25 protein-coding genes are annotated in these 25,339 nt (G+C 53.0%); 15 read left to right on the top strand and 10 right to left on the bottom strand.

Annotated elements, in window-relative coordinates; translation table 11 throughout:
• Position 1: 1 nt before the first annotated feature.
• Positions 2-325: a hypothetical protein gene (locus tag NXS13_RS01955; RefSeq protein ID WP_259157637.1), complete on the bottom strand. Its 324-nt coding sequence runs from the start codon at positions 323-325 to the stop codon at positions 2-4.
• 29 nt (positions 326-354) lie between these two features.
• Positions 355-765 carry a hypothetical protein gene (locus tag NXS13_RS01950; RefSeq protein WP_259076163.1) on the bottom strand — a complete coding sequence of 137 codons (411 nt, stop codon included), beginning with the start codon at positions 763-765 and terminating at the stop codon, positions 355-357.
• A gap of 207 nt (positions 766-972) precedes the next feature.
• On the opposite strand from NXS13_RS01950, the gene ilvA reads away from it, so the two are divergent.
• From ilvA to NXS13_RS01930, 4 genes are read left to right on the top strand one after another with little or no spacing between them, the layout of a single operon-like run.
• The gene (gene ilvA / locus NXS13_RS01945) at positions 973-2,271 is read left to right on the top strand and encodes a threonine ammonia-lyase IlvA (protein ID WP_259076166.1); all 1,299 of its coding nucleotides are present in this window, start codon (positions 973-975) and stop codon (positions 2,269-2,271) included.
• A gap of 3 nt (positions 2,272-2,274) precedes the next feature.
• Positions 2,275-2,919 carry a YigZ family protein gene (locus tag NXS13_RS01940; protein ID WP_259076169.1) on the top strand — a complete coding sequence of 215 codons (645 nt, stop codon included), beginning with the start codon at positions 2,275-2,277 and terminating at the stop codon, positions 2,917-2,919.
• Positions 2,916-3,140 (top strand): hypothetical protein, encoded by a 225-nt coding sequence (locus NXS13_RS01935; protein ID WP_259076171.1) that lies wholly within the window; start codon positions 2,916-2,918, stop codon positions 3,138-3,140. Before NXS13_RS01940 ends, NXS13_RS01935 begins: the two co-directional genes overlap by 4 nt.
• Entirely contained in the window at positions 3,134-3,508 is a 375-nt protein-coding gene (locus NXS13_RS01930; RefSeq protein WP_259157639.1) for an RNA-binding S4 domain-containing protein, read from the top strand. The genes NXS13_RS01935 and NXS13_RS01930 overlap by 7 nt, the downstream gene beginning before the upstream one ends.
• On the opposite strand, the gene NXS13_RS01925 is transcribed toward NXS13_RS01930, so the two are convergent.
• The 4 genes from NXS13_RS01925 to NXS13_RS01910 form a co-directional block, all read right to left on the bottom strand.
• Positions 3,505-4,494, bottom strand: a complete 990-nt coding sequence (locus tag NXS13_RS01925) for a GTP pyrophosphokinase family protein (protein WP_259157640.1) — start codon at positions 4,492-4,494, stop codon at positions 3,505-3,507. The genes NXS13_RS01930 and NXS13_RS01925 overlap by 4 nt on opposite strands.
• A gap of 701 nt (positions 4,495-5,195) precedes the next feature.
• Entirely contained in the window at positions 5,196-6,455 is a 1,260-nt protein-coding gene (locus NXS13_RS01920; protein WP_259289267.1) for an exonuclease domain-containing protein, read from the bottom strand.
• Between the two features lie 70 nt (positions 6,456-6,525).
• On the bottom strand, positions 6,526-8,769 hold the full coding sequence (gene glgX, locus NXS13_RS01915) for a glycogen debranching protein GlgX (protein WP_259076185.1): 2,244 nt from the start codon (positions 8,767-8,769) through the stop codon (positions 6,526-6,528).
• Between the two features lie 11 nt (positions 8,770-8,780).
• A complete protein-coding gene (locus NXS13_RS01910) occupies positions 8,781-9,296 on the bottom strand; it encodes a TetR family transcriptional regulator (RefSeq protein WP_259289266.1) in 516 nt (171 codons plus the stop codon).
• A 184-nt stretch (positions 9,297-9,480) separates the two neighbouring features.
• Here NXS13_RS01910 and NXS13_RS01905 point away from each other — a divergent pair, with 184 nt between their 5' ends.
• The 11 genes from NXS13_RS01905 (at position 9,481) to pyk (ending at position 18,049) form a co-directional block, all read left to right on the top strand.
• The gene (locus NXS13_RS01905; RefSeq protein WP_259076200.1) at positions 9,481-10,137 is read left to right on the top strand and encodes a nuclear transport factor 2 family protein; all 657 of its coding nucleotides are present in this window, start codon (positions 9,481-9,483) and stop codon (positions 10,135-10,137) included.
• Between the two features lie 67 nt (positions 10,138-10,204).
• The gene (locus tag NXS13_RS01900; protein WP_259076203.1) at positions 10,205-10,771 is read left to right on the top strand and encodes a hypothetical protein; all 567 of its coding nucleotides are present in this window, start codon (positions 10,205-10,207) and stop codon (positions 10,769-10,771) included.
• A gap of 65 nt (positions 10,772-10,836) precedes the next feature.
• The gene (locus NXS13_RS01895; protein WP_259076206.1) at positions 10,837-11,322 is read left to right on the top strand and encodes a hypothetical protein; all 486 of its coding nucleotides are present in this window, start codon (positions 10,837-10,839) and stop codon (positions 11,320-11,322) included.
• An 86-nt stretch (positions 11,323-11,408) separates the two neighbouring features.
• Positions 11,409-12,605: an MFS transporter gene (locus tag NXS13_RS01890; protein ID WP_259289265.1), complete on the top strand. Its 1,197-nt coding sequence runs from the start codon at positions 11,409-11,411 to the stop codon at positions 12,603-12,605.
• Positions 12,599-12,796, top strand: coding sequence for a hypothetical protein (locus NXS13_RS01885; RefSeq protein ID WP_259076209.1), 198 nt, complete (start codon positions 12,599-12,601; stop codon positions 12,794-12,796). The genes NXS13_RS01890 and NXS13_RS01885 overlap by 7 nt, the downstream gene beginning before the upstream one ends.
• A 27-nt stretch (positions 12,797-12,823) precedes the next feature.
• A complete protein-coding gene (locus NXS13_RS01880; RefSeq protein ID WP_259076211.1) occupies positions 12,824-13,384 on the top strand; it encodes a hypothetical protein in 561 nt (186 codons plus the stop codon).
• On the top strand, positions 13,381-14,160 hold the full coding sequence (locus tag NXS13_RS01875; protein WP_259076213.1) for an inositol monophosphatase family protein: 780 nt from the start codon (positions 13,381-13,383) through the stop codon (positions 14,158-14,160). Before NXS13_RS01880 ends, NXS13_RS01875 begins: the two co-directional genes overlap by 4 nt.
• A 1-nt stretch (position 14,161) precedes the next feature.
• Positions 14,162-14,620 (top strand): Trp biosynthesis-associated membrane protein, encoded by a 459-nt coding sequence (locus NXS13_RS01870; RefSeq protein WP_259076215.1) that lies wholly within the window; start codon positions 14,162-14,164, stop codon positions 14,618-14,620.
• A 113-nt stretch (positions 14,621-14,733) separates the two neighbouring features.
• Positions 14,734-15,546, top strand: a complete 813-nt coding sequence (locus NXS13_RS01865; protein ID WP_259076217.1) for an indole-3-glycerol-phosphate synthase — start codon at positions 14,734-14,736, stop codon at positions 15,544-15,546.
• 61 nt (positions 15,547-15,607) lie between these two features.
• Positions 15,608-16,477, top strand: a complete 870-nt coding sequence (gene lgt / locus NXS13_RS01860; RefSeq protein WP_396124680.1) for a prolipoprotein diacylglyceryl transferase — start codon at positions 15,608-15,610, stop codon at positions 16,475-16,477.
• Positions 16,478-16,615: 138 nt separating this feature from the next.
• On the top strand, positions 16,616-18,049 hold the full coding sequence (gene pyk / locus NXS13_RS01855; protein ID WP_259076221.1) for a pyruvate kinase: 1,434 nt from the start codon (positions 16,616-16,618) through the stop codon (positions 18,047-18,049).
• A gap of 198 nt (positions 18,050-18,247) precedes the next feature.
• On the opposite strand, the gene NXS13_RS01850 is transcribed toward pyk, so the two are convergent.
• From NXS13_RS01850 to NXS13_RS01835, 4 genes are all read right to left on the bottom strand, one after another.
• A complete protein-coding gene (locus tag NXS13_RS01850; protein WP_259076223.1) occupies positions 18,248-19,579 on the bottom strand; it encodes an ABC transporter substrate-binding protein in 1,332 nt (443 codons plus the stop codon).
• A 389-nt stretch (positions 19,580-19,968) separates the two neighbouring features.
• Positions 19,969-22,356 carry a glycogen/starch/alpha-glucan phosphorylase gene (locus tag NXS13_RS01845; RefSeq protein WP_259157645.1) on the bottom strand — a complete coding sequence of 796 codons (2,388 nt, stop codon included), beginning with the start codon at positions 22,354-22,356 and terminating at the stop codon, positions 19,969-19,971.
• A 336-nt stretch (positions 22,357-22,692) separates the two neighbouring features.
• Positions 22,693-23,910, bottom strand: a complete 1,218-nt coding sequence (locus NXS13_RS01840) for an amidohydrolase (RefSeq protein WP_259076228.1) — start codon at positions 23,908-23,910, stop codon at positions 22,693-22,695.
• A 39-nt stretch (positions 23,911-23,949) separates the two neighbouring features.
• The gene (locus NXS13_RS01835; protein WP_259157646.1) at positions 23,950-25,278 is read right to left on the bottom strand and encodes a DUF4921 family protein; all 1,329 of its coding nucleotides are present in this window, start codon (positions 25,276-25,278) and stop codon (positions 23,950-23,952) included.
• Between the last annotated feature and the right edge of the window lie 61 nt (positions 25,279-25,339).

Genomic DNA, 25,339 nt, shown 5'->3' with positions numbered 1-25,339 from the left:
TTCAGCCGACAAGCACGGTAGATAATTGCTGGGTTCGAGCGATGAAATCATCGATTTGCATACGAAGGCCCACAAGGAAATTATGTGGCCCCTCTGCAATGATGCGGTAGATCAGAGCTGCACCGCCCACTAAGGCCGCCGCAATCATAGTGAGATCGATAGGGGTACTGCCGGTTAAAGAGGAACCAGGTTTGAGCGCCTGCTCATAGAGTGACCCCTCTTGCTGTTCGACGTCGGTGGTCATGAGTTCCGCTGACTGCTGTTTCTGGTTAGTGGGCGCCTCTGCGGCCACTGCGTGCCCGGTTATAAGCGGAAGGGTGAGCATAACCGCTGCTACACTGTGGGTCACCCGCATTAAACGCGCACCCCAGCCTGCTTAAGAGCGTTGTTGAGCATCCCCTGTAGTTCAGGGAAAGCCCGGAATACCGAAGCCCCGAAAACGGCAATAGATGCTATAAGACCGAATACTGCACTAATAATGGGAAGGTGCTTTTCCTCGAGGTCGCCCATCCGGACAAGGGCTCCATTCTCGTTGAACTCGAAGAAATCATCCTCGGAAGAAGCTACGCCATCCGCACCCTTGTCACTGCCATAGTGGTCGGGTTTTTTCTCCTCAGTTGTGGGGGCTGCAGTTGTCCCGGTGGTGCCGGTGGTCTCAGTGGTCTCAGTGGTTTGGGAACTTTCGGTGGCTCCAGCGGGCACGGCGATCAGAGCCGCGACAGTACCTAGGCTGACCACCAGGGTGCTAATAGAACGAGGGCGCATCGTTTGCTCCTTTATAAATGTAGTGAGTCTTGTAGTGAGCGTGATTCCTTGCGATAATAACGCATTGAAGCAGTGTGATCACCAATAGCAAAGACGTTAGCAGGTTTGACCGCACGGTGCGCGATACCAGATGCACACTAGCTGGTGAGAGCCCGCAGCCGAGGTGATTTTTTTCGCTCGAAACCTAAAGCGCTAAGCTAGGTATTCATGAGTACCCCAGCAGATCATTCGCCAGCACAAACTCCGGTTAATATCCACGCAGCGGATATTCAAATTGCGCAGGCTCGAATTTCTGCAACAATCGGCACCACACCTTTACAATTCTGCCCCAGGCTCTCACAATTAACGGGCGCCGAGATCTACCTGAAGCGCGAAGATCTTCAAGATGTTCGTTCCTATAAGATTCGCGGGGCTGTTAACGCTATTTCACAGCTCAGTGATGAGCAGAAAAAGGCTGGAATTGTGGCAGCATCGGCTGGCAATCATGCCCAAGGCGTTGCTTTCGCGTGTCGGACTAAGGGAATCAACGGTCGTATTTTTGTACCCTCAGCTACCCCCAAACAGAAGCGGGATCGCATCATGGTGCACGGTGGCGAGAATATTACCTTGGAGGTCACTGGGGCAAATTTCGATGAGGCAAGTGCTGCAGCTCATCATTATGCCCTGGAGACAGGAGCGACGATCATCGAGCCCTTTGATGCCGCAAATACAGTGATCGGCCAAGGCACGGTGGCGGCAGAAATTCTCTCTCAGTTATCGGCCTTGGGTAAAACCCTTGACACAATTGTGGTCCCCGTGGGCGGGGGCGGATTGATCTCGGGAATCTTAAGTTATTTGGCTGATCTGTCGCCTCGTACCGCAGTGGTGGGGGTCGAACCCAAGGGAGCTCCATCTTTGGAGGCGGCCTTAAAAGCCAACGGCCCTGTGACGCTTCCAGCTGTCGATCCCTTCGTTGACGGAGCAGCTGTGAAGCGTATAGGGGATATTAACTACCAAGTAATTGAACAGAATCTCGGTCGGCTGCACCCGTTGACGGTCAGTGAGGGTGTGGTGTGTACCGAGATGATCGAGCTGTACCAGAACGAAGGAATTATAGCTGAGCCCGCGGGAGCTCTTTCCGTGGCGGCGCTGCGAGATCTGAAATTTGGTGCTGGTGATATCGTCGTGTGCGTGATTTCAGGCGGCAATAACGACGTCCTTCGTTATTCCGAGATCGTCGAGAGATCACTCGTGCAACGCGGACTTAAGCACTATTTCTTAGTCAGTTTCCCCCAGGAGCCCGGACAGCTGCGAAGCTTTCTTAACGACATCCTAGGGCCCGATGACGATATCACTCTATTCGAGTATCTCAAGCGCAATAACCGCGAAACTGGCACTGCATTGGTAGGTCTACAACTAGGGTCTGCTAGCGATATCGACGGGCTCAAAGCGCGGATGGATGCATCCCGAATTACCTGCCGACACCTTGAGCCTGGAACGCCAGAATACGAATTTGTGGTGAGTTAACCGTTGGCAAGAGCATATCGGCGCCCGAGAGCCCATCGAGAATTCTTTAACGAATTTGAGATCAAGCGCAGTAAATTTCTCACCTTCATCGCTCGGGTTGAAGATGAAGAGCAGGCACGCGCGTTTATTGCAGAGATTCGATCCCGTTACCCAGATGCTCGCCATCACTGCAGCGCCTACCTCTACCACGTCGACGGGTCGAACCCAATCGAGCGATCCTCAGATGATGGTGAGCCCTCTGGCACCGCTGGTACCCCGATGCTGGATGTGCTTCGAGGTTCCGGACTCCTAGATATCGCAGCGGTGACCGTACGATATTTTGGTGGCATCAAGTTGGGCGCTGGTGGTCTAGTACATGCCTATTCCGATTCTGTTATGCGCTGCCTTGATCAAGTCGAAAGTGTCAGTCGCGCACGTCAAGATCTTTTTCAAGCCGACTTCAACTACAGTGATGCAGGCAAGATAGAAGCCGAATTACGTGGACGCGGATTTCATGTGACTGAGGTGGAGTACAAGCATCGCGCACATTTTACAATCGCGGTAGACCCGGGTGGAAAAGCGGAGTTAGAAAGCTTTCTAGCGGCACTGACTGCAGGTGGGGCGCGGCTTACTGATGCCGGAAGTACGTGGGTAGAATCAAACCTATGACTCTTCAATCACCACATAGCACCGAACAAAGAAAAATAGCCGTGCGCAGTCACGCCCGCGCCGCCGTCGCTTGGGGCGGTGCTGGGTTGGCCGCTGCCGTGGGAGGGCTTTTAGTTTCGCAGATCGGCATCAGCATCATCGCCGCAGCCGTTAGCTTAGCTGGAGTGGGTGTGAACTACGGGCGAATTCGTGCGATTATCAACTACCGTGATCAATGGTGACCGATAACAGTCCCGTTCGAGTCGACTCCTGGGTATGGGCGGTACGGTTACTTAAGACACGCTCGAAAGCAGCTGATGCCTGCAAGGCAGGCCATATCAAGGTGAATGCGAAAGCAGTGAAGCCTTCGCACCTTGTCGTCCCTGGAGATCGGGTTAGTGTTTGGGCAGATCATCATTTCACCGATGTTGAAGTGACCAAAACCGTGAAAAAACGTGTGGGCGCCAGCATAGCTCGAACGTGCTATATCGATCATTCGCCGCCGCCTCCGCCAAGAGATTTAGGCATCCCACGACGAGATCGTGGTGCGGGCCGCCCGACGAAGAAGGAACGTCGACAGCTCGATCGTTTAATCGGGCGCGACCGTTAAAAGACGTGGGAAACTAACGGGAGACTCCGCTCGAGGCGATGAACGCGCTGTTTAGGGTGCTTTCCACTTGATCCGGTGAGGCGGATATGCTCGCGACCGTATTGTGCAAGGAGAAGATCGTCGATTACTCGCACGTGTCCAGGGCGGAATTTATAATTCATGGCTTCACGGATACGGGTGATATTCCGAGGGCTCAATAATGCTTCCAGTTGGCCAGCAGTACGAATTTCGTGAGCGTGGAGAAGCTCCTCAAGCCACTGGTAGCTGGAGATAGACGACTGAGGGATCTGGTTGCCGTTGATCATGGTGATAATCCCCGGCAAGGTTTCGGCAGTAAATTCCACCCCAGGATCGGCCGCGGAACTTTCGCGAGGTTCCTCGATAGCGGCAATCTGATCAAATTGTTGATCGGCTAGTTCGATCAAGCCTGCAGCAAGGGTAAAAGCCCGATCAACCTGAGGAGACAATTTACGCGATCGACGCTTGTATCGGATATCGTGCTCGAATTCGGCCCAGGCATGCTGCAGAACGGTACGAATCTGCACCTCAAATTCTTGGCCCATATAGTTAGACAACTCGCTGGTTCTACTATCAACTTCCACGATGAGATGGTGAGAACCGTAGCCAAAGGTTCCTGAAATGCGAGCCTGCTCCGCCTTATCCACACTTCGGCGCACCGTGAATTCATCGCTCAAAGCCTCAATGATCTGTGGAATCTCAGTCGAGTGGTAGGTGGTAATACGTACTCCGATGAGATCGTGGATATCACGAATCGGGTTGGGGTAAACAGGGGAGCCATCGGCGTGCTTCTTTTTGATCTTAGCGCGCAAGGAGCGCCACGATTTTATGCGTACGCTGACCCGATCGTAGGCTAAGCCAGCATCTGCTAGCACCCTCTCGATAGCATCACGGAACTCAGGTACAGCATCAGGGTGAGTTTTGATGAAGTCCTGGTGGAAATTATGAAGATCCGAGAGCGAATTCACGATTACCCATCATAGCGAGCGCCGTGCGGGAGCTACGAATTGATCGTGCATTATGGGTCGAGAACGCAGTATACGAGAATTCCATCGGTATTATTTTTTTTTTAACCACCATTCCTTGGGGCTATGAGGAGGCGAGACGCTGTGGTTCTCTCACTTTTACTCGTTGGGGTTGAGCAAGAGGAGCGCCTTGACTGGGTGAAAATCTAGGCAATAGTGAGATGATGCCTTCATTGAGCCACCGGCGTGTACATTAGCTGAGGACCTGCAGGGGGAGCAGGAAAACCACTACTAAGTATGGGGTATAGAGTCAGAGAGGTTTAGAATCGTTTGGTTTATTGATGGGGTAGCAGTTTAGGGATATCTAGCTTTCCCCGTCGCATCCAAGGAGCGGATGAAACGAGCTTTGTATACAACCTTCATCGCTGGGGTTTAGCGCGATTTGTGCGTTGGTTCTAACGCATACTCGTCGATGATCTCATGGATATGTCAATTTAATATGTGGAGCACACCGGGCACCGAGACAGGTTTTATTATTGCTTCGTCATAAGGGGCGGTATGGATATTTTAAGCTCTCCTTCATATTTCAACGGTGCGGCGAGGACGAGCGAGCCGAAGTAGGATGAGATCGCCCTGGATATAGAGCTGCTGACGTGTTAAGGGAGGCTATACTTCCTACTGCATGAGTCGCAATACCTTCTGGTTTAGAAAGGAGGATTGAGATTGGCGTCTAGGCCAAGAACGTCAAAAAGTTCTTGAGCTGTCCAGAAAGCTATGGCCTGACCCTTGTCGTTCAGATCTTCTGCACGTTTTTGCTTGGTGGTAATGCAGTTCCACGGCCCGATCACTAATAGAGTGGTTTTCTTGGTCACATTCTTGGCCACCGTAGCACCTGCAGCTGCAATTTTTTGCCACAAGAGACCTTTATCGAAGGGATCGAAATCACCGGTGAGGGTCACTACGTGCCCATAAAGAGGATTGCGGGGATCAGCCTCGGTATTAGTATCCGGGACCTTCTCCGGTGTGGCAACCTTAGCCCACGGCTGCGATTTCCTAGGCGTGCTTTCCTTTGGCACCGGTGCACTGGCGAGAGAGGCGCGCAGCACTGGGTAAACCCTATTGCTGTTGAGCGAACCGCGTTCGAAACCAAATGTCATAAAAACCTCCTCAAGGCTCCCACTGGTCCGCTTCAGGCGGGTAAGAGCAGCGAAGATTTCTGCGCAAGCCTTGGCATCGCAGAGAGCATCATGGTGGTGTTCAAGATCAACGTTGAGATGATCTGCGACGACATTAAGTTTATGCGAAGCTATAGGCAGGTGACAGGACCGGGCCGCGGCGAGCGAGCACGCGAAATTCCACTGCGGGGGATCAACCTGTGCTGCGGCTGCGGCGCGGAAGAAGGCTGTCATATCAAATTGAGCATTATGCGCCACTACGTCGTCGTCAGCGACCCACGCAATCACCTCGGGAAGGATCTCTGCAAACGGTGGGGCGGTAGCAACGGTTTTCTCAGTAATGCCGTGGAATTCTTTATTGAATTCGTCGAAACCTGCGATTGCAGGCTGGCACAACCAGGACTTAGTTTCGACCACCAGGCCGTCTCGCACCCGGGCTAAACCAACCTGGCAGATCGACCCCCAGTCACTATTGGCTGTTTCCACATCGATGCCACAGAAATCCAGATTGGCTATAGCGGCCAGTTCTCCCTTCTTAGCAGCCTCTAGAGCTTGGAAGAATAACTCGATCTGATGGTCCGAATTTGGGGGAAAAGTGACCGTGTGCTCGGGGTCATCTCCAATCTGGACGACACCTCCCAGGATCGAGCTGGGGGTGCGGGTAACCCGCGCTGGTCCGAGCGGAAGGGTGAGGGGATGGGCATCAAGTGAGGCGGTCAGGAGAGTGGGGTGAATGGTGATCTCCTGCGCGGTAATGGTGACTTCGCCGCCATGGATGGAAATAGTCATAGAAAGCCTCGTGTCTTGATGAACCCAGCGGGCGGTGCGCTACTCCAGATAGGCACCGCCCCTTTTTGTATTAGCTATCGTATTCTTCTCGCTCAGCATACTCATCGCCAGGGACACTAGCATTGACCGGCGGATCTACCTGCCGGAAGATGAGAATGGAGCGACCCTGAACGGTCATTGAACCCCCGGATTCGATGACCTTACCCTCCAGTGGGTACCCCGTGGGTTCCGTAGTGTCTACGACGAGCTTCCACGAAGACCCGAAGTTCTCTGGTGGCAAGGTAAATTCGATGACGTCATGATAGGCATTGAAGATCATGAGGAAGGATTCATCGATAATCGGGTGCCCGCGACGATCGGGCTCAGCAATAGATGCTCCATTGAGATAGACCATTAAAGCTTTGCCAAAAGCGAATTCCCAATCCGATTGGGTCATGAGCTTGCCGGATGGAACCATCCACGCAATATCGCGATCGGGGGCGTCCTCACCTAGTGGTCCGCCCGCGAGGAAATTACGGCGTCTGAAAACCGGGTGGTTGGCGCGGATACGAATGAGTCGCTTGGTAAAACCTAGTAACTCGTGGTTATCGGCCACCTGGTCCCAGTCCATCCACGCGAGCTCGTTATCCTGGCAGTAGACGTTATTATTGCCAGACTGAGTGCGCGCAATTTCGTCACCGTGAGCCAGCATGGGGGTGCCTTGGCTGAGTAAGAGCGTGGTGAGGAAGTTGCGACGCTGCTGAGCACGCAGTTGATTAATATCGGGATCATCTGTGGGACCCTCGGCGCCACAGTTCCACGAGCGGTTGTGGGACTCGCCATCGCGGTTACCCTCACCATTATCCTCATTGTGCTTTTCGTTGTAGCTGACGAGGTCATTAAGGGTAAAGCCGTCGTGGGCAGTAACGAAGTTGATGGAGGCCGTAGGCCGACGCCCATTATGTGCATAGAGATCCGAGGAACCTGTGAGTCGGGATGCGAACTCGCCCAGCGTGGAGGGCTCGCCTCGCCAGAAGTCCCGAACGGTGTCGCGGTATTTCCCGTTCCACTCGGCCCAGATGGCAGGGAAGTTACCTACCTGATAACCACCCTCGCCCACATCCCACGGTTCAGCAATGAGCTTAACGCGTGAGACTACTGGATCCTGCTGTACGAGATCGAAGAAAGTAGCGAGCTTATCCACGTCATGCAGCTCGCGCGCCAGGGTGGAGGCGAGGTCGAAGCGGAAACCGTCCACGTGCATTTCGGTGACCCAGTAGCGCAGTGAGTCCATGATGAGCTGCAGTGGGTGAGGGTCGCGAACATTAAGGGAGTTTCCGGTTCCCGTATAGTCCATATAGTGGCGTTTGTCGCCATCTACCAGGCGGTAGTAAGCCTCATTATCTATACCTCGGAAGGCGATCGTTGGGCCGAGATGATTTCCTTCGGCTGTATGGTTATAGACAACATCGAGAATCACCTCGATACCAGCTTCGTGGAAGGCGCGAACCATGCCCTTAAACTCGGATACGGCATCGCCTGGGGTCTTAGCGGCTGCATAATCCAGGTGCGGAGCAAAGAAGCCGAAGGTGTTATAGCCCCAGTAGTTGCGCAGTCCCAGATCACGCAACCGGTCATCCTGTAAGAACTGGTGTACTGGGAGCAGTTCAATGGCAGTGATGCCAAGATCCTTGAGATATTCAATAATGGCTGGGTGTGCTAGGCCAGCATAGGTTCCGCGGAGTTCTTCGGGAACGTCAGGGTGGGTCATAGTCATTCCCTTGACATGGGCCTCGTAAATCACCGTGTCATGATAGGGAACCTGGGGCGCGCGGTCTGAGCCCCAGTCGAAGAAGGGATTGACGACGACAGAGAGCATGGTATGCCCGAGGGAATCCTCGGTGTTGCGTGCCTCTGGTTTATCCGGCTGAGTGATGTCGTAGCTGAAGAGGGAAGCATCACCGTCAAATTCGCCATCGAAGGCGCGAGCATAGGGGTCCACGAGCAGCTTCGACGGATCGCAGCGTTTGCCGTCGGCGGGGTTATAGGGGCCATGGACACGGAACCCGTAGCGTTGACCTGGAAGTACGTTGGGTAGATAGCAATGCCAGATATGGGCGTCTACCTCAGTAAGAGAAATGCGCTCCTCGTTATTATCAGCATCGATGAGGCACAGCTCAACTTTTTCAGCAACATGAGAAAAGATAGCAAAATTGGTGCCAGCACCGTCGTATTTGGAGCCGAGTGGGAAAGGATCACCCGGCCAGACCTTGCGGGTGGGTTGATCGTTAACGCTGGAGGGTGAGTGCTCCTCCGCAATCGGTTCTGTAGTCATAGCCCAGTATCTTAGCCCGAAAGAGCTTGAATTCCATTTAAGATGATATCAACGCCGGCTAAAAACTGGTCACGGGCATTGTCCGCATCAAATGAGGCCCCTAGGCGTTGGGCCTGGTTTTGCTCAAATACGCTGGCGCCCACGACATAGTGGACTAGGGTCGCGGCGGCGATCTGTGGTGTGTCAGCAGTGGTGGCCTTACTGAAAATACCTTCAACCTCAGCACGCAGATCATTGCTGATAAGCGCCGTACCAACAAGCTCAGCGCCGTCGGTGATTCCTAGCATCGTGGTACGCAAAAAGAGGGCTGCTTCGCGCAGATCGTGATGGTCTAAAGATAGAAAATCTGTTAAAAGGGTTCGAGCGGTGGCGTCGATCAGAGCTTGTTTATTCTTGATATGCCAGTACAAGGCTCCAGGTGCAACAGCAAGGTGTGTGGCTACGCGTCGCATGGTCATATCCGCTAATCCATAGCTGCTGAGAATATCGATGCTGGCTTGAATGATCGCGCTCTTATTTAACTCCACGCCTAGTATCTTAATACCTCTGCCATAACGATGATGCGCGACCGACAAAGGCGTCGTGGGGAGCGAGGTTTGACAAAGGCTGGGAACTTTCTCATAAAACACTGGGAGGATCTTGATCTCAGTTGATGAGTGTTATAGTGGGTATTTAGACAAGAGATCAACCCTAATAAGGAGTTTTATTACCGTGAGTTTCGTTTATAAGAAGGCGGCAGTGGCCACCGTAGCAGCGAGTTCTCTGCTCTTAGTAGCATGTGGTTCTGACGAGGCGGAGTCTCCCACCACCTCGGTTGCAGTCTCGACCGTTACGAAGGCTCCGGTTACAACAACTGTTGAGAGCGCTGAACCAAGCGCTGCTCCTGAGGATGCTGAGAAGAAGCCAGAGCAGCCACCGCTTCCTCCCGCACCTCCAGCTCCTCCGGCTAATCCCCAAAACCCAGCGGTTCCGACAGAGGTTCCCTTCCCGGTAGCCGAGCATGCGCCTGTCTCTGATGGCGGCCCAGCGACCCCTGAACAGGCTGCTCAGATTGAGGGGCTGATCCGCGGTCTCCAGGATCAAAAGACTTTGCGTAGTTTTATGACCTACGTTCCTAATAATTCCTGCCAACATGTGCGTGACCGCATTTATGCTGAAGCTGGCAACCAATTTGACCTCGTACCTGATGTTCCGCTTAGCGAGGTTCCAGAATTTGCTAATGCCAACTCCCGTGTCGATGCCATTACGGACATCATGGTTAATGGCACCACAGCTTCTGCCAACGTAACCACGAGCTGGTCTGATGGAACATACACCGGTGTCCAGCGCTTTGTTAATGAGAATGGCCGCTGGGTTTTCTGCGACTAAAATATATGTCCAGCCCCCGTCGATTTTTGCGACGGGGGTATTTTTGGCTAGTGGGAGGCGAAGGGGATTGTCCCATCAAGACGCGGTGATTAACCACCACGGTGACGCGGCCGTAAAAGTTACGGTGGACTTGCATGACGGTGGAACATCTAAAGTGCACACCCATCTTAAGTTTTTCGATGAGCTATTACTCCTTTTCGCAGACAGCGCTCGAATCAGCCTTAAAGTGTTGGTGGAGCCCGATCCGCTGGGGGAGCCCCAAAACATCATCGAAGAGACTGGAGTAGCCCTGGGCCAAGCGATTCACACAGCAATCGGCCGTGCGGGCGATTTTCGGTCTTATGGGCATGCGGTCGTTGCCGCTTCCCGGGCGCTAGCGGAAGTAGCGATGGAATATCCTGCTGATCCAGTGAGCGTGGTCAGTGGGGAACCCGAACCGATGGTAACCGCTGTTGTTGATGACCATTATGCCACGATGATGAATGAATACTTCTTCGAAGCTTTTGCTGCGGGGGCACAGATGAATATGCACGTGATAGCCCGCTATGGGAGCAGTCCGCGAGAGATTACGCAGGCTGAATTTAAAGCGACAGGGGCAGCGCTGCAGTCGCTCCTGATGGAACTGTGTACCTAGGATTAATCGAACAAGTTTTCGAAAAACTGGGACGGGTGTCTACTTCCCTCACTACAGTGGGCGTTATGAAAAAAATTCCCGATCCCCGTCAGCACCGTCCGATTGTTATGCACCCCACGACACTCGATGAGTTATACAACGATATATCGTCTATTTGGAGCATGATCAAGCATCCGAGATCTCTGGCTCGGGCCACTGGGGCGTGGCGACCTCCCCGAAAAATCGTTGGCGACTACCCAGCAGCCCCCACAGCTATCGTTGCGGTGCGCCGTTACCGGATAGGCGCGAAAGCGAGAGAGGACATTCGGCTATATTCCCCTGGCGCTTCCCCCGCCTATCTCATTAGTCTGCGCTTGAGCTCCCCGGAATCTAAATTTCTTCCCCATAGAAGTGCAGAATGGTGGATTACCCATATAGTAGGTGCGCGCCATCTAGAGTGCGTTCACGAACTCAGTGCCGAATACGCACCAACCTATTGCTGGGTAGTCAATGCCCAGATGGAACCGATCGCATCACCCGCTGCGCTCTTTGCGGAATCTCAGGTGGCTTAGGCGGAGAGAAGGGGACTATCCTTGATGCGGATTGTCGATAGCTGTAAAGGAGTGACGAGAAAGTCCACGCTGGCTTTAGCAACCGCATGAGTGTTGATAGTAATAAGACTTCGCTTTGTTCCATCACCGGATTCGTCCCTATCTTGATAGCAGTGGCGGGAGCCTTCGGAAATCTTTCTCTCCTTCTGCCGCTGATACCTTTAGCCGTGATCCAATCGGGTGGCAGCTTGAGTCTTGCCGGTGCGACGACTGGAGTCTTTATGGCAGCCACTGTCGGGGCGCAAATACTGACTCCTGCAGCCCTAAGGAGATGGGGCTTTACTGCAGTCATCATCTTCTCTGCCCTCATGTTAGGGATCCCCTCCCTGGGCTATATATTTAGTGTTGAGACCACTTTTCTGCTTGTGATTTCTGCCGTGCGAGGAATCGGCTTTGGCGCTCTCACAGTCGCTCAAGCCGCGGTTTTAGCGGCCCTAGTCCCCGCGCGCTCCTTGGGAAAAGCGATGGGTCTCATGGGATTTTGGATCGGATTTGCCCAATTAATAATGCTGCCTGCGGGCGTCTACTTAGCCGATCTTTTGAGTTTCCGATGCGTATATATTCTCGCCGCCGCAGTGGCGCTTGCAGCTGCGGCGATGGGACTGCTTATTCCATCTGTGGCGGTGCCGCGCCCTCATCTTAAGGCCACTCGGAGCGATAATATTAGGCTGCTGCAGAAGGTATTCGAACCTGCCGTTGCCATGTCAGCGACTGCCATGGGGTTTGGTGCGCTCTCTGCGCTCCTTCCTGCGGCTATGGATAGGAGTGGGGCTTCGTTGACGCTGTCCACGTTTATGCTAGCTGGACTAGGCGGAGCTCAGATGTTGAGTCGTTATGGTGCTGGTCTTTATGCTGACAGTCGGGGTCGTGCTGGTTATTTGATCCTGCCAGCCTTGGGTCTTGCTGCCAGCGGCTTGGGGCTGGTAGCCGTGACCATATTAGGGCATTGGGATCCCATATTTTTCTTGGTTGCAGCCATTATTTTTGGGTGTGGCTATGGGGCTGTGCAGAACGAAAGCATGGTAAAAATGTTCCAGAGCACCCCTCCCTCGCGTCTGTCCACCGTATCCGCCTTGTGGAATATTAGTTTCGATGGCGGGACGGGTTTGGGTTCATTTATCCTGGGTTATACTGCAAGTATTTTCGCCTACCATGGTGCCTTTATTGCCGCAGTGATAATTATTCTAGGTGCTGGCGCAGTGAGCCTCTACCAAGTCCGACGGAAGAAGGTAAGAATTTGTTGATCACTACCCTCGCACAAGAATCAGAAACTAATTATGTCCTCATCTACGTCCTTATTATGGCGGGCGGTTTTATGCTCGGGGGAGCGTGGTCAGCTTATCGACAGGGCCTACGCATTGTGGCGGTTGCGCTGGCGATCCTGGCCCTTATGGCATTGGTGTCGGCCGGCCTATGGGCATACGGGCTTTTTTAAGCTAGCACTACGGCTACACTCAATGACATGACTTTCAGCCTGATTCAACGGTTTGATCTTCCGCCAGCAGACGTAGGCGCAGTGCTCAACCAGGAAGCTGTCGATAACGAGATTTATATCCCGCGAGGCACGGATATTCCAGAGGAGCTCGCAACCTACCAGCACCTAATTTCTCGGGTTTTTGCGGAATACCGTGGCACCTCGGATCAGATGGGCTATATACCAGTTATTGCAGTCAACAGTTTGAGGGAACTTCACCCTTATACCTCTCTGGATCGCATGGCAGCCGAGATCACCGTGCACATGCACGGTGGGGAATGGCGCACTGCCGCCGACGCAGATTTCTGGGAACTCCTCGAAGAGCTCGACGCTCGAGGATTGCAGTGGCTCATTATCATGAGCGAATCACAGGAATCGTTCATCGATCTCATGCGCGATAGCGCGGCTGTGACGAACGCTAAAACTATAGCAGGCAGCGTTGACTCGTCCGCGATGCTAAGCGAACTAATTCGATATGAGTCAGAAGGCATTGCTGGCGCGATTATCCCCAGCACTATGCGTGCACGCATGGGAAAAAATACTTTATGATCAACCTCGAAAGCCTTTACGACCGCGCCGAAGGCGTGGTGAAGAGCGTCGAGCCTCTATTTACTGCAGGCCTTGGAGCAGCGCCGGAAATTGAGAAGTCTCGTGGTGATTTTGCCACTGCCATAGACCTAAAATTGGAAAGAATTATCAGCGCCGAACTTTCCGCCGCTACCGGAATTCCCGTCAGCGGGGAAGAATTTGGGGGACAACACACCGAGGTTTTCTGGATCGTCGATCCAATCGATGGCACCGCAAATTACGCCGCCGGAAATCCCACCTGCGCAATCCTCATGAGCCTCGTGGCATATGGGCGACCCGTTATTGGTTTCAGTAGCATCCCTTTTATGTCACGTAGATACGGTGCCTACGAGGGTTCCCCGCTTTTTATTAATGGCCGAGCGCAACCCCCACTAGAACCCCGCCCCAAAGTGCGTAGCCATATTGGTATCTCGTCCCTTTCTCGAACGGATGATAGTTACGCACGAACAGTCAGAGATATGTGTGCCGACTTCGGGTACAGCTCTCGCCTGATTGGTTCGGTCGGAGTTGATCTCGCTTTTGGGGCTGCTGGTATTTTCGCGGCAGGAGTCAGTCTCAGTCCGCACCTATGGGATAACGCAGCTGGTGTCGTACTCGCCCAAGCATCTGGTGCCATAGTCAGTGACCTCGTAGGCAACCCATGGACTGCAGATTCACACGGTCTTATTATTGGAAGTCAACCCTGTCACGAGCATTTGTGTACAGCGTTCGCAGATCTTAACCAAAAGGAGCGATAGAGTGACATACTCCTATAAGCTCTTTGGTCTCCTTATCGTTATGGCGACGATACTGATCGGTCTAGGTTCTCGGGCAACCGGGGAACCAGCGGCACTCTTGGCTACCTTCGCAGCGGGGCTAAGTGCCTTAGCGGTGCCTTTCACTCCAGCTTTGGGGCGTCGACTAGCGGGGGTAGGCGCCATAATCGCAGGCGTACTCGCTCTCATCTCTAGCAACTACGAACCGTTAGTGATCATCGGGGGACTCACAGCGATCGGTGGCGGTATAGGTATCGGTCTGAGACCGGGTTTGGTGCAGCGAAGCAGCGTATATCAGCGCAAAAGTCAGATCCGTGATCATCTTGTCACCGATCTCGAAGACGATCCCGAGTCTAGTCGGTTGATCTGGGATGCCCTCGATGCAGGTATCGACCCGACCGATGGAGATCAACCGAAAGGTGGAAAGTTCGAGGCTTCTTAGAGGGGGTACCCGTTCTTTTTGTTTTACTCATCAGCCCCATTAGCCTTAGACGTGCACCATGTGCTTTATGCTTGCCGGTATAAAGCTTCCTTTAAGTTAAGGATCGTCTTTCAGTGGCTTCGGTCTTAGAATCCATCATCGCTGGCGTTCGTGAGGATGTCCGCGCCCGTGAGGCTGTCATGTCTTTTCAACAAATGAAGCAACGGTCGCGACTTCATGCTCCCGATATCAGACCGGTGCGGCCGCTTTTTGAACAACGGGGCTGTCGCCTCATCGCTGAGATCAAAAGGGCAGCTCCCACCGTCGGTGAGATCGCTCATATTGATTCCGCCGTGGACTTGGCCCAGCAATTCGAACGTGGCGGTGCCGCCATCATCGCCTGCCATACCGAGCGTCGCCAATTTCATGGCTCCCTAGAAGAGATGGCCGAAGTGCGCAAAGCAGTGGCAACGCCCATTATGTGCCGCGACTTTATTATCGATCCCTACCAGATCCACGAAGCCCGCTACTATGGCGCTGATATGGTCCCTCTTCGGGTAGCCGCCCTCGACCAACCACATCTTGCCGCGCTCATCGACCGCGTTGAATCACTGGGAATGGCTGCGCTTGTAGAAGTGCGGAATCCGCAGGAGGCCTCTCGAGCCTTGGCTGCCGGCGCTAGCATAATCGGGGTTAATGCGAGGGATTTTGAGACAATGACCTTAAATCGTCGTGCCTTCGGTGATATTGCACCAGGCTTGCCGCACAGTATTATAAAAATTGCTTTGTCGGGGGTGCGCACCGCGGCCGAGCTTCTTGATTATGCGGCTTCGGGTGCGGACGCTGTAGTCATGGGACAATCCCTGGTGACTGCCGATTCACCGCAGGAATTTACTAAAAAGCTGGTCTCGGTGGGACTTCATCCCTCCTGTCCGGGGCGCGGTTAAAAGAATATCTTCACCGCACTATCTAAAACGTACCGTCATTATTGGGAGCATATTTGTGATTATGAGTACACTTGCCGCTATTCCGTCGCCTCCGCAAGGGGTGTGGTACTTAGGCTCCTTCCCCTTGCGTGGTTATGCCTTGAGTATCATAGTGGGGATTATTGTGGCGATATGGATCGGTCGCCGCCGATATCACGAGCGTGGTGGCGATCCAGAACTCGTCCTCGACGCGGCTATTATTGCCATTCCCGCTGGGATAATCGGCGGTCGTCTCTATCACGTGATTACCGATAACCATAAATACTTCTGTGATACCTGTAATCCAGTGGACGCACTAAAGATCACCAATGGAGGTCTCGGAATTTGGGGGGCTGTATTCCTTGGCGCAGTGGCAGTATGGGGTTATCTGCGGTGGCGAAAGATTCCCTTTGCGCCCTTTGCTGATGCCCTCATACCCGGCGTCATTTTGGCTCAGGGGATCGGACGACTGGGTAATTGGTTTAATCAAGAACTCTACGGTGCGGAAACTACAGTGCCGTGGGCACTCGAGATTTATTATCGAGTAGACGAGATGGGGCAATACGCGCCAATGACGGGGCGCTCGACGGGCGAAATTATTGCCACAGTGCACCCAACCTTCCTCTACGAGCTGGTGTGGAATGTCGCGGTATTCTTTTTTCTTATCTTTATGGACAGAAAACTCCGACTGGGTCATGGCCGAGTTTTTGCCCTCTATGTGATGAGCTATACCGCGGGTCGGTTCATTATCGAGAATATGCGCACCGATGAGGCCACGCTAATTGAGGGAATCAGGATCAATGCGATCGTCTCCATTGCGGCCTTTGTGATGGCTGGCATCGTTTTCTTTCTCTTGCCACGCGGGCGGGAGTCGGCCGGGGAGATCAGTCCTCACCGAGCGGCAGCCGAATAAGGTCAAAAGTTATTTCTATCACACCTTTTTTCTAGTGAGCTGCGTTTATGCCCGTTTGCATCTTATTTCCTTAGTCCGACGGTGTGACCTAGGGCGGCTTGTTAGCGCATTTGGCTTTGTGCGATTAGTGTTTAAGGCATGGAACGTCGCACTAAGATAGTTTGTACTCTGGGTCCTGCTGTTGCCAGCAAGGACGCTATTTTGAACCTTGTCCGTGATGGTATGAACGTGGCTCGCATGAACTTCTCCCATGGTGACCACGCCGACCATGAGCAAAACTACCGCTGGGTTCGCGAAGCAACCGATGAAACTGGTCGCGCTGTCGGTATTTTGGCCGACCTGCAGGGGCCCAAGATTCGCCTTGGTCGCTTCGCCACCGGCGCCACTGTGTGGGAGAACGGTGAAATCGTTCGGATCACCGTCGACGACGTCGAGGGTACCCACGACCGTGTATCCACCACCTACAAGAACCTAGCCAAGGACGCTAAGCCTGGCGATCGCCTCCTCGTTGATGATGGCAAGGTTGCACTTGTATGTAAGAGCGTCGAAGGCAATGACGTAGTCTGCGAAGTAGTGGAAGGTGGCCCAGTTTCCAATAACAAGGGCGTATCCCTGCCTGGTATGGACATTTCCGTCCCCGCCCTATCCGAAAAAGACATTCGTGACCTGCGTTTCGCCCTCAAACTAGGCGTGGATTTCATTGCTCTCTCCTTCGTCCGCTCAGCGGAAGACGTTGAACTCGTCCACCAGATCATGGACGAGGAAGGGCGCCGCGTCCCGGTCATTGCAAAGCTGGAGAAACCTGAAGCTATTGAAAGCCTCGAAGCTATCGTTCTCGCCTTCGACGGCATTATGGTCGCCCGCGGTGACCTCGGTGTTGAATGCCCACTCGAGCTGGTTCCGCATGTTCAAAAGCGCGCCGTGCAAATCGCGCGTGAGAATGCAAAGCCCGTCATCGTTGCAACTCAGATGCTGGACTCCATGATCACCAACTCCCGTCCGACTCGCGCTGAGGCTTCCGACGTGGCTAATGCTGTCCTCGACGGCGCTGATGCCGTGATGCTTTCCGGTGAGACCTCGGTTGGTGTAGATCCCCACAATACCGTGCGTACCATGGCTCGTATCGTTATGGCCGCTGAGCAAGATGGTGAGGTGCCTCCACTGGCCCATATCCCACGTACCAAGCGTGGCGTTATTTCCTACTCTGCGCGCGATATCGCCGAACGCTTGAATGCCAAGGCATTGGTTGCCTTTACCTCCTCCGGTGATACCGCAAAGCGTGTCGCTCGTTTGCGCACGGATTTACCGCTTCTCGTATTTACTCCGCATGTGGCGGTTCGCAGTGAACTTGCCCTGACCTGGGGCGCCGAGACCTTCCTCACTCCTGATCTGGCAAGCACCGATGAAATGATCGAAGAAATTGATAAGCAGCTGCTGTCCATGGATCGCTATTCTCGCGATGACATGGTAGTTATGGTAGCCGGCACCCCTCCAGGAGTATCTGGTAACACCAATATGATCCAGGTTCATCTCCTGGGTGAAGAGACCGTGGTTAAGCAAATCAAGGCCTAGGAAAAAAAAAGAAGCTGTCCATGTAGTGGGCAGCTTCTTTTTTTATGCACACAAGAAAGACAAAGAGTACTTGCGATATATTCATCTAATCATGGGCCTTGAGGAAGCTGTGAGAAACCGCGGTTCCACTAGTTGGGGGCTACAACAACGCATAAACGAACCCGCGTTGGATTTAACTAGAAAAGTCGAGTCCGATGCCTAGGTATTCGCATTCTTTTCAGCTGCCCAGCTCTCGACGAATTGGGACACGACATCAGACCATTCCATTCTGCCAGTTGCATACTGGGTTAAAGCTAAGCCGAAGTCGTCCTTGAACTGTTGTGAAGGAAAATACTGAAAGACCCACGGAATAGTTATTCTGTGCGTATCGGAAAGAGCCACAGCAACTTCACGGGCTAGAGGATTATCGGGGGTATCGTCTTCAGCATATTGCTTGAAAGGGGCTATAAAACCAAGGTCGTCGATCACGTATTTTTTTCCGGCATCGCTGGTGAATAGCCAATTGATAAAATCAATCGACGCCTGCTGATCCTCTTTGGGGGCTTTCGCGTTAACGGCCAGATAGTTCTCGGTGCCAACAGCTAAGCCCTGGTGCGGGTCATCGGACATACCAGTATAAAGCGGTAAGAATTTGACTTTATCTGGCTTTATGATGCTGCCCTCCACCTCAGTGACTTGGCTCCATCCCCACGTACCGTTTTGCACCATAGCCGATTTTCCGAGCGCGAATTCCGTCATGGAATCCGAGACTTGCTGTGTCGGAGTCAAGGTTTTATCTACCGTGGAATTATTAAGGTATAGATCAAAAAGCTTTTTAAAATTCGCGTTGTATTTGAAGACCACGGTGTCGAGATTATGGCTTTGGGCGTCTCTAAACTCGTAATACATAGGGATATTGGCAAGGTGGGTTTGCCAACGCCAATCCTCCCCTGCTTTTAGCGATGTTGAGGAGAATACTCCGTCAATGCCAAGTGTTTCCTTCCTAGACTGCATATCGTCGGCAACCGCTTTGAGCGTCGTATAATCGCGAATATCCGCTGCTGACGTCGCTTGAGCTCCAGGCATAGCGAAGTATCGATCTAGGATTTCCTCGTTGTAGATAATTCCGTAGCCCTCTACTGCAAAGGGCACTCCGTAAACCTTGCCGTCATCACCCCTGAGAGCCTGATTGGGCTGTTTGAGCGCCGCCGTCAGTGCGATATCGGAGAGATCTGCGGTGTAGTGCTGCCACGTTTTCAAGCCTGTAGGGCCATTGAGCTGGAAAAGGGTAGGGGCATCTGGTTGGGACACTTCAGTTTTGAGAGCATTTTCGTAATTTCCTGAAGTAACAGTCTCGATTTTCACGGGAACACCAGTCTGAGCTGTATATGCTGCGGCGATTTTTTGGTAGGCAGACTCTTGCTCCGGTTTGAAATTCAGAAAGTAAACGGAAGGCTGCCCATCATCGCCGGTGCTGCACGCACTAAGACCCGTCAGAACCACGGTACTCACTACGGCGGCTGAGAGTATACGGCACACATGAATTGCCACGATGACCTCCTTCGATTCATATCTGCTTCAGCTACTAAACCTTGCTGCGGGGCTTCACGGAAAGCGAGAGATGGTGGTGGTAGATCACAGCAGTGTAGAGGTTCAATCTAGATCTCAACTCTCGCACCAAAATGAAGTCTACCGCTTCGTGATAGTTGTAGTAAGCATGTGCTCGGTTCAAACGGACTTTCACCACCATATCCTAGAGTGAGACCGCGTAGTTTTTTTAAAGTGTCGGATCTGTACTTGGGTAGAACCCGCCGCGCAAGCGACCCCATTACCGGTTGAACTGATCGGGCAGATACGGGCCCGAGGATGCTGCGAAGCTATGGCGAAAAAAATCCGCGATATGACGGTGGCGCCAAATCGCGGATCTCACTCAGAAGTGATTAGATTTTGGTTTCTTCTAGCTTCCACACTTCGCGAGCGTAGTCACCGATAGTGCGGTCGGAGGAGAAGCGGCCGGACTCGCAAATATTGACCCAGCACATGCGGGCCCAATGTAGGCGATCAGCGTAGAAATCTGCAGCCATCTTATCGCGGGTTTCGCGATAGGCGGCAAAATCGCCGAGAACGTAGTACACGTCTGGGGTCTCCCAGCCGCCCCCATCGAGGAGGGAGGCGCGCAGATCGTGGAAGAGACCAGACTGATTATCGTCCAGATTGCCATCCACGAAGGCATCGAGCACGCGCTTGAGGCCCGGAACGGTCTCGTAAACATGGTAGGGGCTGTAATTGGTCCGCAGTTCCGGCAGTTCCTCAACCTTGGCACCAAAGATATAGGCGTTGTCGTCGCCCACAGAATCCAGAATTTCCACATTGGCACCGTCAAGGGTACCGAGGGTGAGAGCACCGTTCATCATGAACTTCATATTTGAGGTGCCGGAAGCTTCCTTGCCTGCAGTGGAGATCTGCTCAGAGACATCAGAGGCTGGGATGATGTGCTCGGCCGGGGAAACATTGTAATTTTCCACGAAGACTACACGCAGCACCTTTGAGACCTCAGGGTCACTGTTGACGAGACGACCGATCTCGTTGATGAGCTTAATAATGCCCTTGGCACGTACGTATCCGGGAGCCGCTTTAGCACCAAAGATAAAGGTCCGAGGAGGAACGTTGCTTTCTCCGTCGATCTTGATGCGGAAGTAGAGATCCAAAATATACAAAGCGTTCATAAGCTGGCGCTTGTATTCGTGCAGACGCTTAATCTGAACGTCGTAGATCGACTCTGGATCAATAGCAATGCCTTGGCGATCCTCGATCCACTGGGCGAAGTCGCGCTTATTAGCATCCTTAACATCGAGAAGTTCCTGCATGATGGCATCGTCTTCGCCGTATTTGCGCAGCTTCTTGAGTTCATCAAGGTCGGTGACCCAAGCATCGGAACCAAGCAGGCGAGTGAGGAGGTCAGCCAAGCGCGGGTTGCACATCTTCAACCAGCGGCGTGGGGTCACACCATTGGTCTTGTTATTGAATTTCGCAGGCCAGATCTCGTGCCATTCCTTTAGGGTCTCTGCCTTGATGATCTCGGTGTGGAGGGCAGCGACACCGTTGATGGAGTAAGCGGCATAGCAGGCGATCCACGCCATATGGACCACGCCGTCCTGGACAGGGGCCATATAGTTAATGCGCCCTGCGTCGAGGCCGCGCTGAGCCATATCTTCCCGGAAGCGGCGGTCAATTTCGACCACAATTTCAAAGACGCGGTAGAACAGCTGCTGGAAAATGGTGCACGACCATTGCTCGAGAGCCTCAGCAAGAACCGTGTGGTTAGTGTAGGCGAAGGTTTCGGTAACGATCTTCCATGCTGCATCCCAGCCCAGTCCGTGATCGTCCATGAGCAAACGCATGAGCTCAGGGATGGCGAGCACAGGGTGGGTATCGTTGAGCTGAATCGAGTTGTACTTGCCAAAATCGCTGAGATCCTTGCCGTGCTGTTCGATATAATTATCGATCATTGCCTGCAAGGACGCAGAGCAGAAGAAGTACTGCTGGCGTACGCGCAGGAGTTTGCCAGCGTAGGTGGTGTCGTTCGGGTACAGCACGCGGCATAGATCCATGACACGTTCGCGTTCTACGATCGCATCAGTAAATAGCTGGGAGTTGAAGGCCTCGTAGTCGAATTCCTCCAGTGGCTCTGCTTTCCATAACCGCAGCGTACCCACGTTTTTGGTGCCATAGCCGGTGATTGGCATATCAAAGGGGATTGCGCGAACGACCATATCGTCGAATTTTACGGTCCGCTGCTCTTCCTCGCGACGGACTACGAAGGGGTAGCCGTCTTCCTTCCACGCGTCAGGCTCCTCGGTCTGGAAGCCGTTGTCAAAAATCTGCTTGAACAAACCATAACGGTAGAGGATGCCGTAACCGGTTACTGGATAGTCGTGGGTGACGGCGGAGTCGAGGAAGCAGGCGGCGAGACGGCCGAGGCCGCCATTGCCTAGTGCAGCATCGTTTTCGGCTTCAAGAACATCCGAGAGCTCGTGGCCCAATTCCCTGGTGGCCTTTTCTGCATCCTCAACCAGATCGAGGTTGGTGAGATTATTCAGCAGTGCGCGACCCATAAGGAATTCAGCAGACAGGTAGTGCTGTTGGCGAGTAGCGTTATAGGCCTTGGTGGTCCTCTCCCAGTTATCGGAGAGCTGTTCCATAACGGAGTGCGATAGGCCGAACCAGAACTTGCGGTTGGTTGCGGTAGCTGGGGATGAGCCGGCTACGGCGCGGACGTGGCCTGCAACAGTAGCATCCAGCGCAGGGGTCTTCGTGGAATTCTTCATAATATAGAAGTTCTTCTCCTGTAATCATAGGGGATAGATCGATGGCGAAATGCATCTGAAGCCATCGATCTCTTCTTAGCGCCCCAGTCTAGTAGCCGCGTACTGAAAAGTACTATTGAAAATACCCACGAACCTGTTTTGCCCCCGTTTTTAGCGAAACTACAGCTGCGCTTTATACCGCCTAAATCATTTAATACCGTATCTAGCTGGTTAAATAAAGGTGATTAACGGTTCAAATTTGGGTGATGTGAGTTTGGACTACATTTGCTGCTTTGAGATTTATCACATCTTAATGGAGATGGATGGGGTTATGGTGCCGTGCTAGTTATGAACATTTTAATTTTTTGATGAGTGGCCCAGGTAGTGCAGCACCGCCAATAAGGAAGACTCAACGCAAGCAGAGAGTGTGGGAGCGAAATCGGGAAGGAAATCGGGCATGTGGTTTCCTGGCGCACTACTTGGATCGGCCTCCCACACGTATTTGGGCGTTGCTCCAACAAACCAGAAGAAATAGGGGCTGTCCCACGAGCGCGGAATATTCGAAAAATCTTCCGAAGCGGTCCACCGTTCGGCCACCTGTGAGTTGTCACCGAAGTGGGAGTCGAAAACTGGACGTAAATCCTGATAGATTTTCTCCGAGTTATCGGTGAGCGGGGCATGAGCATAGTAGCGAATACTAGGTTCTTCTATAATTCCAGATGCTTGGCACTCGGCTCGCACCACTCGTTCGATTGCGGCATAGAGTGTGTCGCGCACAGAGGAATCATAGCTACGGCAATTGAGCACCAGGCGCGCTGAACCTGGGATCGTATTCGAAGAATGACCGGATTCAAGAGTTCCTACTGAAATAACCGCAAAATCGTGTGGAGAAATTTCGCGACCTACTATGCCCTGTAGTCGCATCACAATGGCTGCAGCGGTAAAGGTGGGGTCGATCGACAAATGTGGCATTGAGCCGTGGGCGGATTTCCCTTCAATAGTGATCTCAATCGTGTCTGCAGTAGTGAGAATGGGGCCCGGGCGGGTGAATACTGTACCTGCAGAGCCGGCAATAATATGCAGTCCCAAGCAGAGATCGGGGCGCGGCAGGATGGCATGAAGCCCAGCGTCGACCATTTTTTGAGCCCCTCGACCGTTTTCTTCACTCGGTTGGAATAGCGCGATGAAGGTGCCCGACCACGCTTGACGGTTCGCATCCAAAATAGCTACGACTGAAAGTAACGAGGTTGCGTGCATATCGTGACCGCAGGCATGCATAACCCCAGGATTCTGTGAAGTGTAGCTCACCTGGGTCTCCTCCGTGACAGGCAGGCCGTCGAAATCCGCGCGCAATAAAACGCATGGTCCGTCGCCATTGCGCAGAGTAGCCACGATGCCAAAACCGCCTATATCTGTAATCACCTCCGCGTCAAAAGGTGCCAGCGCACCAATAATGCTCTTCGCGGTGAACTCCTCATGCTCAGATAGTTCAGGGTGCTGGTGAAGATATTCATAGAGTTCCCGCTGCCAGGAGAGATCTGTGTGGGAAATGAGTTCGTGGATGGAGTTAGTCATTCTTCATACTGTAGTGAGTGCGAACCTTAAGTGGGAGGCTTATAAAGGAAGTAGGCGATTGTATTTGAGACTGTTGCGCTCGATGGTGCATTCGGTAGCGATCCGAATATCTGAGGAGATACTGTTGCTATCTCTTAATTGGAACATCGATGACACCACTCGGTCACGGACATCCCAAGGACTGAGGGTGTTCAGATATACTTTTGTGCCACCTTCGAAACCTGCCAAGGTGGATACGCGCCACTTAATCATCACCCGCCAGGGCATGGGGATGTCTAGGTCAATAGGTTTATGATGCCACTCTTCATTGCTGGGCACATGGGGGCCAACCGCTGCGTGGCAGGCGTGGATCAAGTCACTCATTGAAGCTACTTCTGCTGGAGTTTGCAGCCAGGGCTCAGGGGTGGGGGACTTCGAATAAACCTCTAAGGTGGGGTAACGGTGACCGAAGCCAGCGAAGCAGATAGCATGCTCATTCTCGGCGATCACTAAATTCCGCATCGCGGCATAGTTGACGGCCCATTCGTTGTACATATTGGGATTCTGCCGTAGTTTGGCTACCTCGTTCTCGGCTGCCAGCCCGCGCTCATCGATGCTAACTAGTTGCTTGTGCAAATGATCGAAAGAGGCGCCGGCGGGTTTGAGCCAGTTCTGAAAAACGGCAACATAAGGGGTGTAGCGATTATTGGAGTATAAATCCTGCATGGTGTGGATAGTGAACTGGATAAAGGCTCGGTGCTCCACGACGCTTAAGCTGCCCGCGGAGGCTAGGCCCGTATGGTCATGTGCATGATCGGAAAAATGCCGTCGGCCGATAATGAGGTCATGGCCACCGCCAAAAAAGCTCTCAGCTTCCTTGACCAGGATCTGGCTAGGAAGTTCAGGGTCAAGTCCAGCGGCCTGGCGCTTGGTTTTTACCATCCGCAATATATGGTCGATGCCGCGTGGATCCGATTGGTACTGCTGCATCCATGATCGTTGCGCTGCATTCATTTCGAAGCCGTAGTTGGCCTGCCAGTAGGCGTAACTGACGATCTCGAATAGGTTTGATACCCGCCTAAACTCCGCCTCGGTGCCATCGATTTCGGCAAAGCTGGGTTTTTCTACAATTTCAAAATCGTTTTCGCCGTGACGGATAACCCGCGCCTTTTCTGGTGGTGTTTCGTCTAAGCGAGCACTGCAGAAAGCGCAATAGTTTTTCCGTTCTCCTGGTGTGATTGGGAGAGTATCGCGGGCTGGGTGATCAAGAGGGCGGTGCCCGCGTCCGGGTACCGTCCAAACCTCGGTACCCGAGAAAGGATTAATTTGCTTAATCGTGCCATCGGCCATGGTTTGGATCGGATTAACTCGCGAAAACAGGAAACTCATAGGCACTGATGATAGTCGGTATATCGGTGCCTATTGCCAAACTTTGGGCGAAGGAGGGGAA

It is taken from the genome of Corynebacterium sp. ES2730-CONJ (genome assembly GCF_024834055.1).
In the GTDB taxonomy this organism is placed as follows: Bacteria; Actinomycetota; Actinomycetes; order Mycobacteriales; family Mycobacteriaceae; genus Corynebacterium.
Note: the sequence above shows the minus strand (reverse complement) of the source record. Positions and strands in the feature narration are given on the sequence as shown.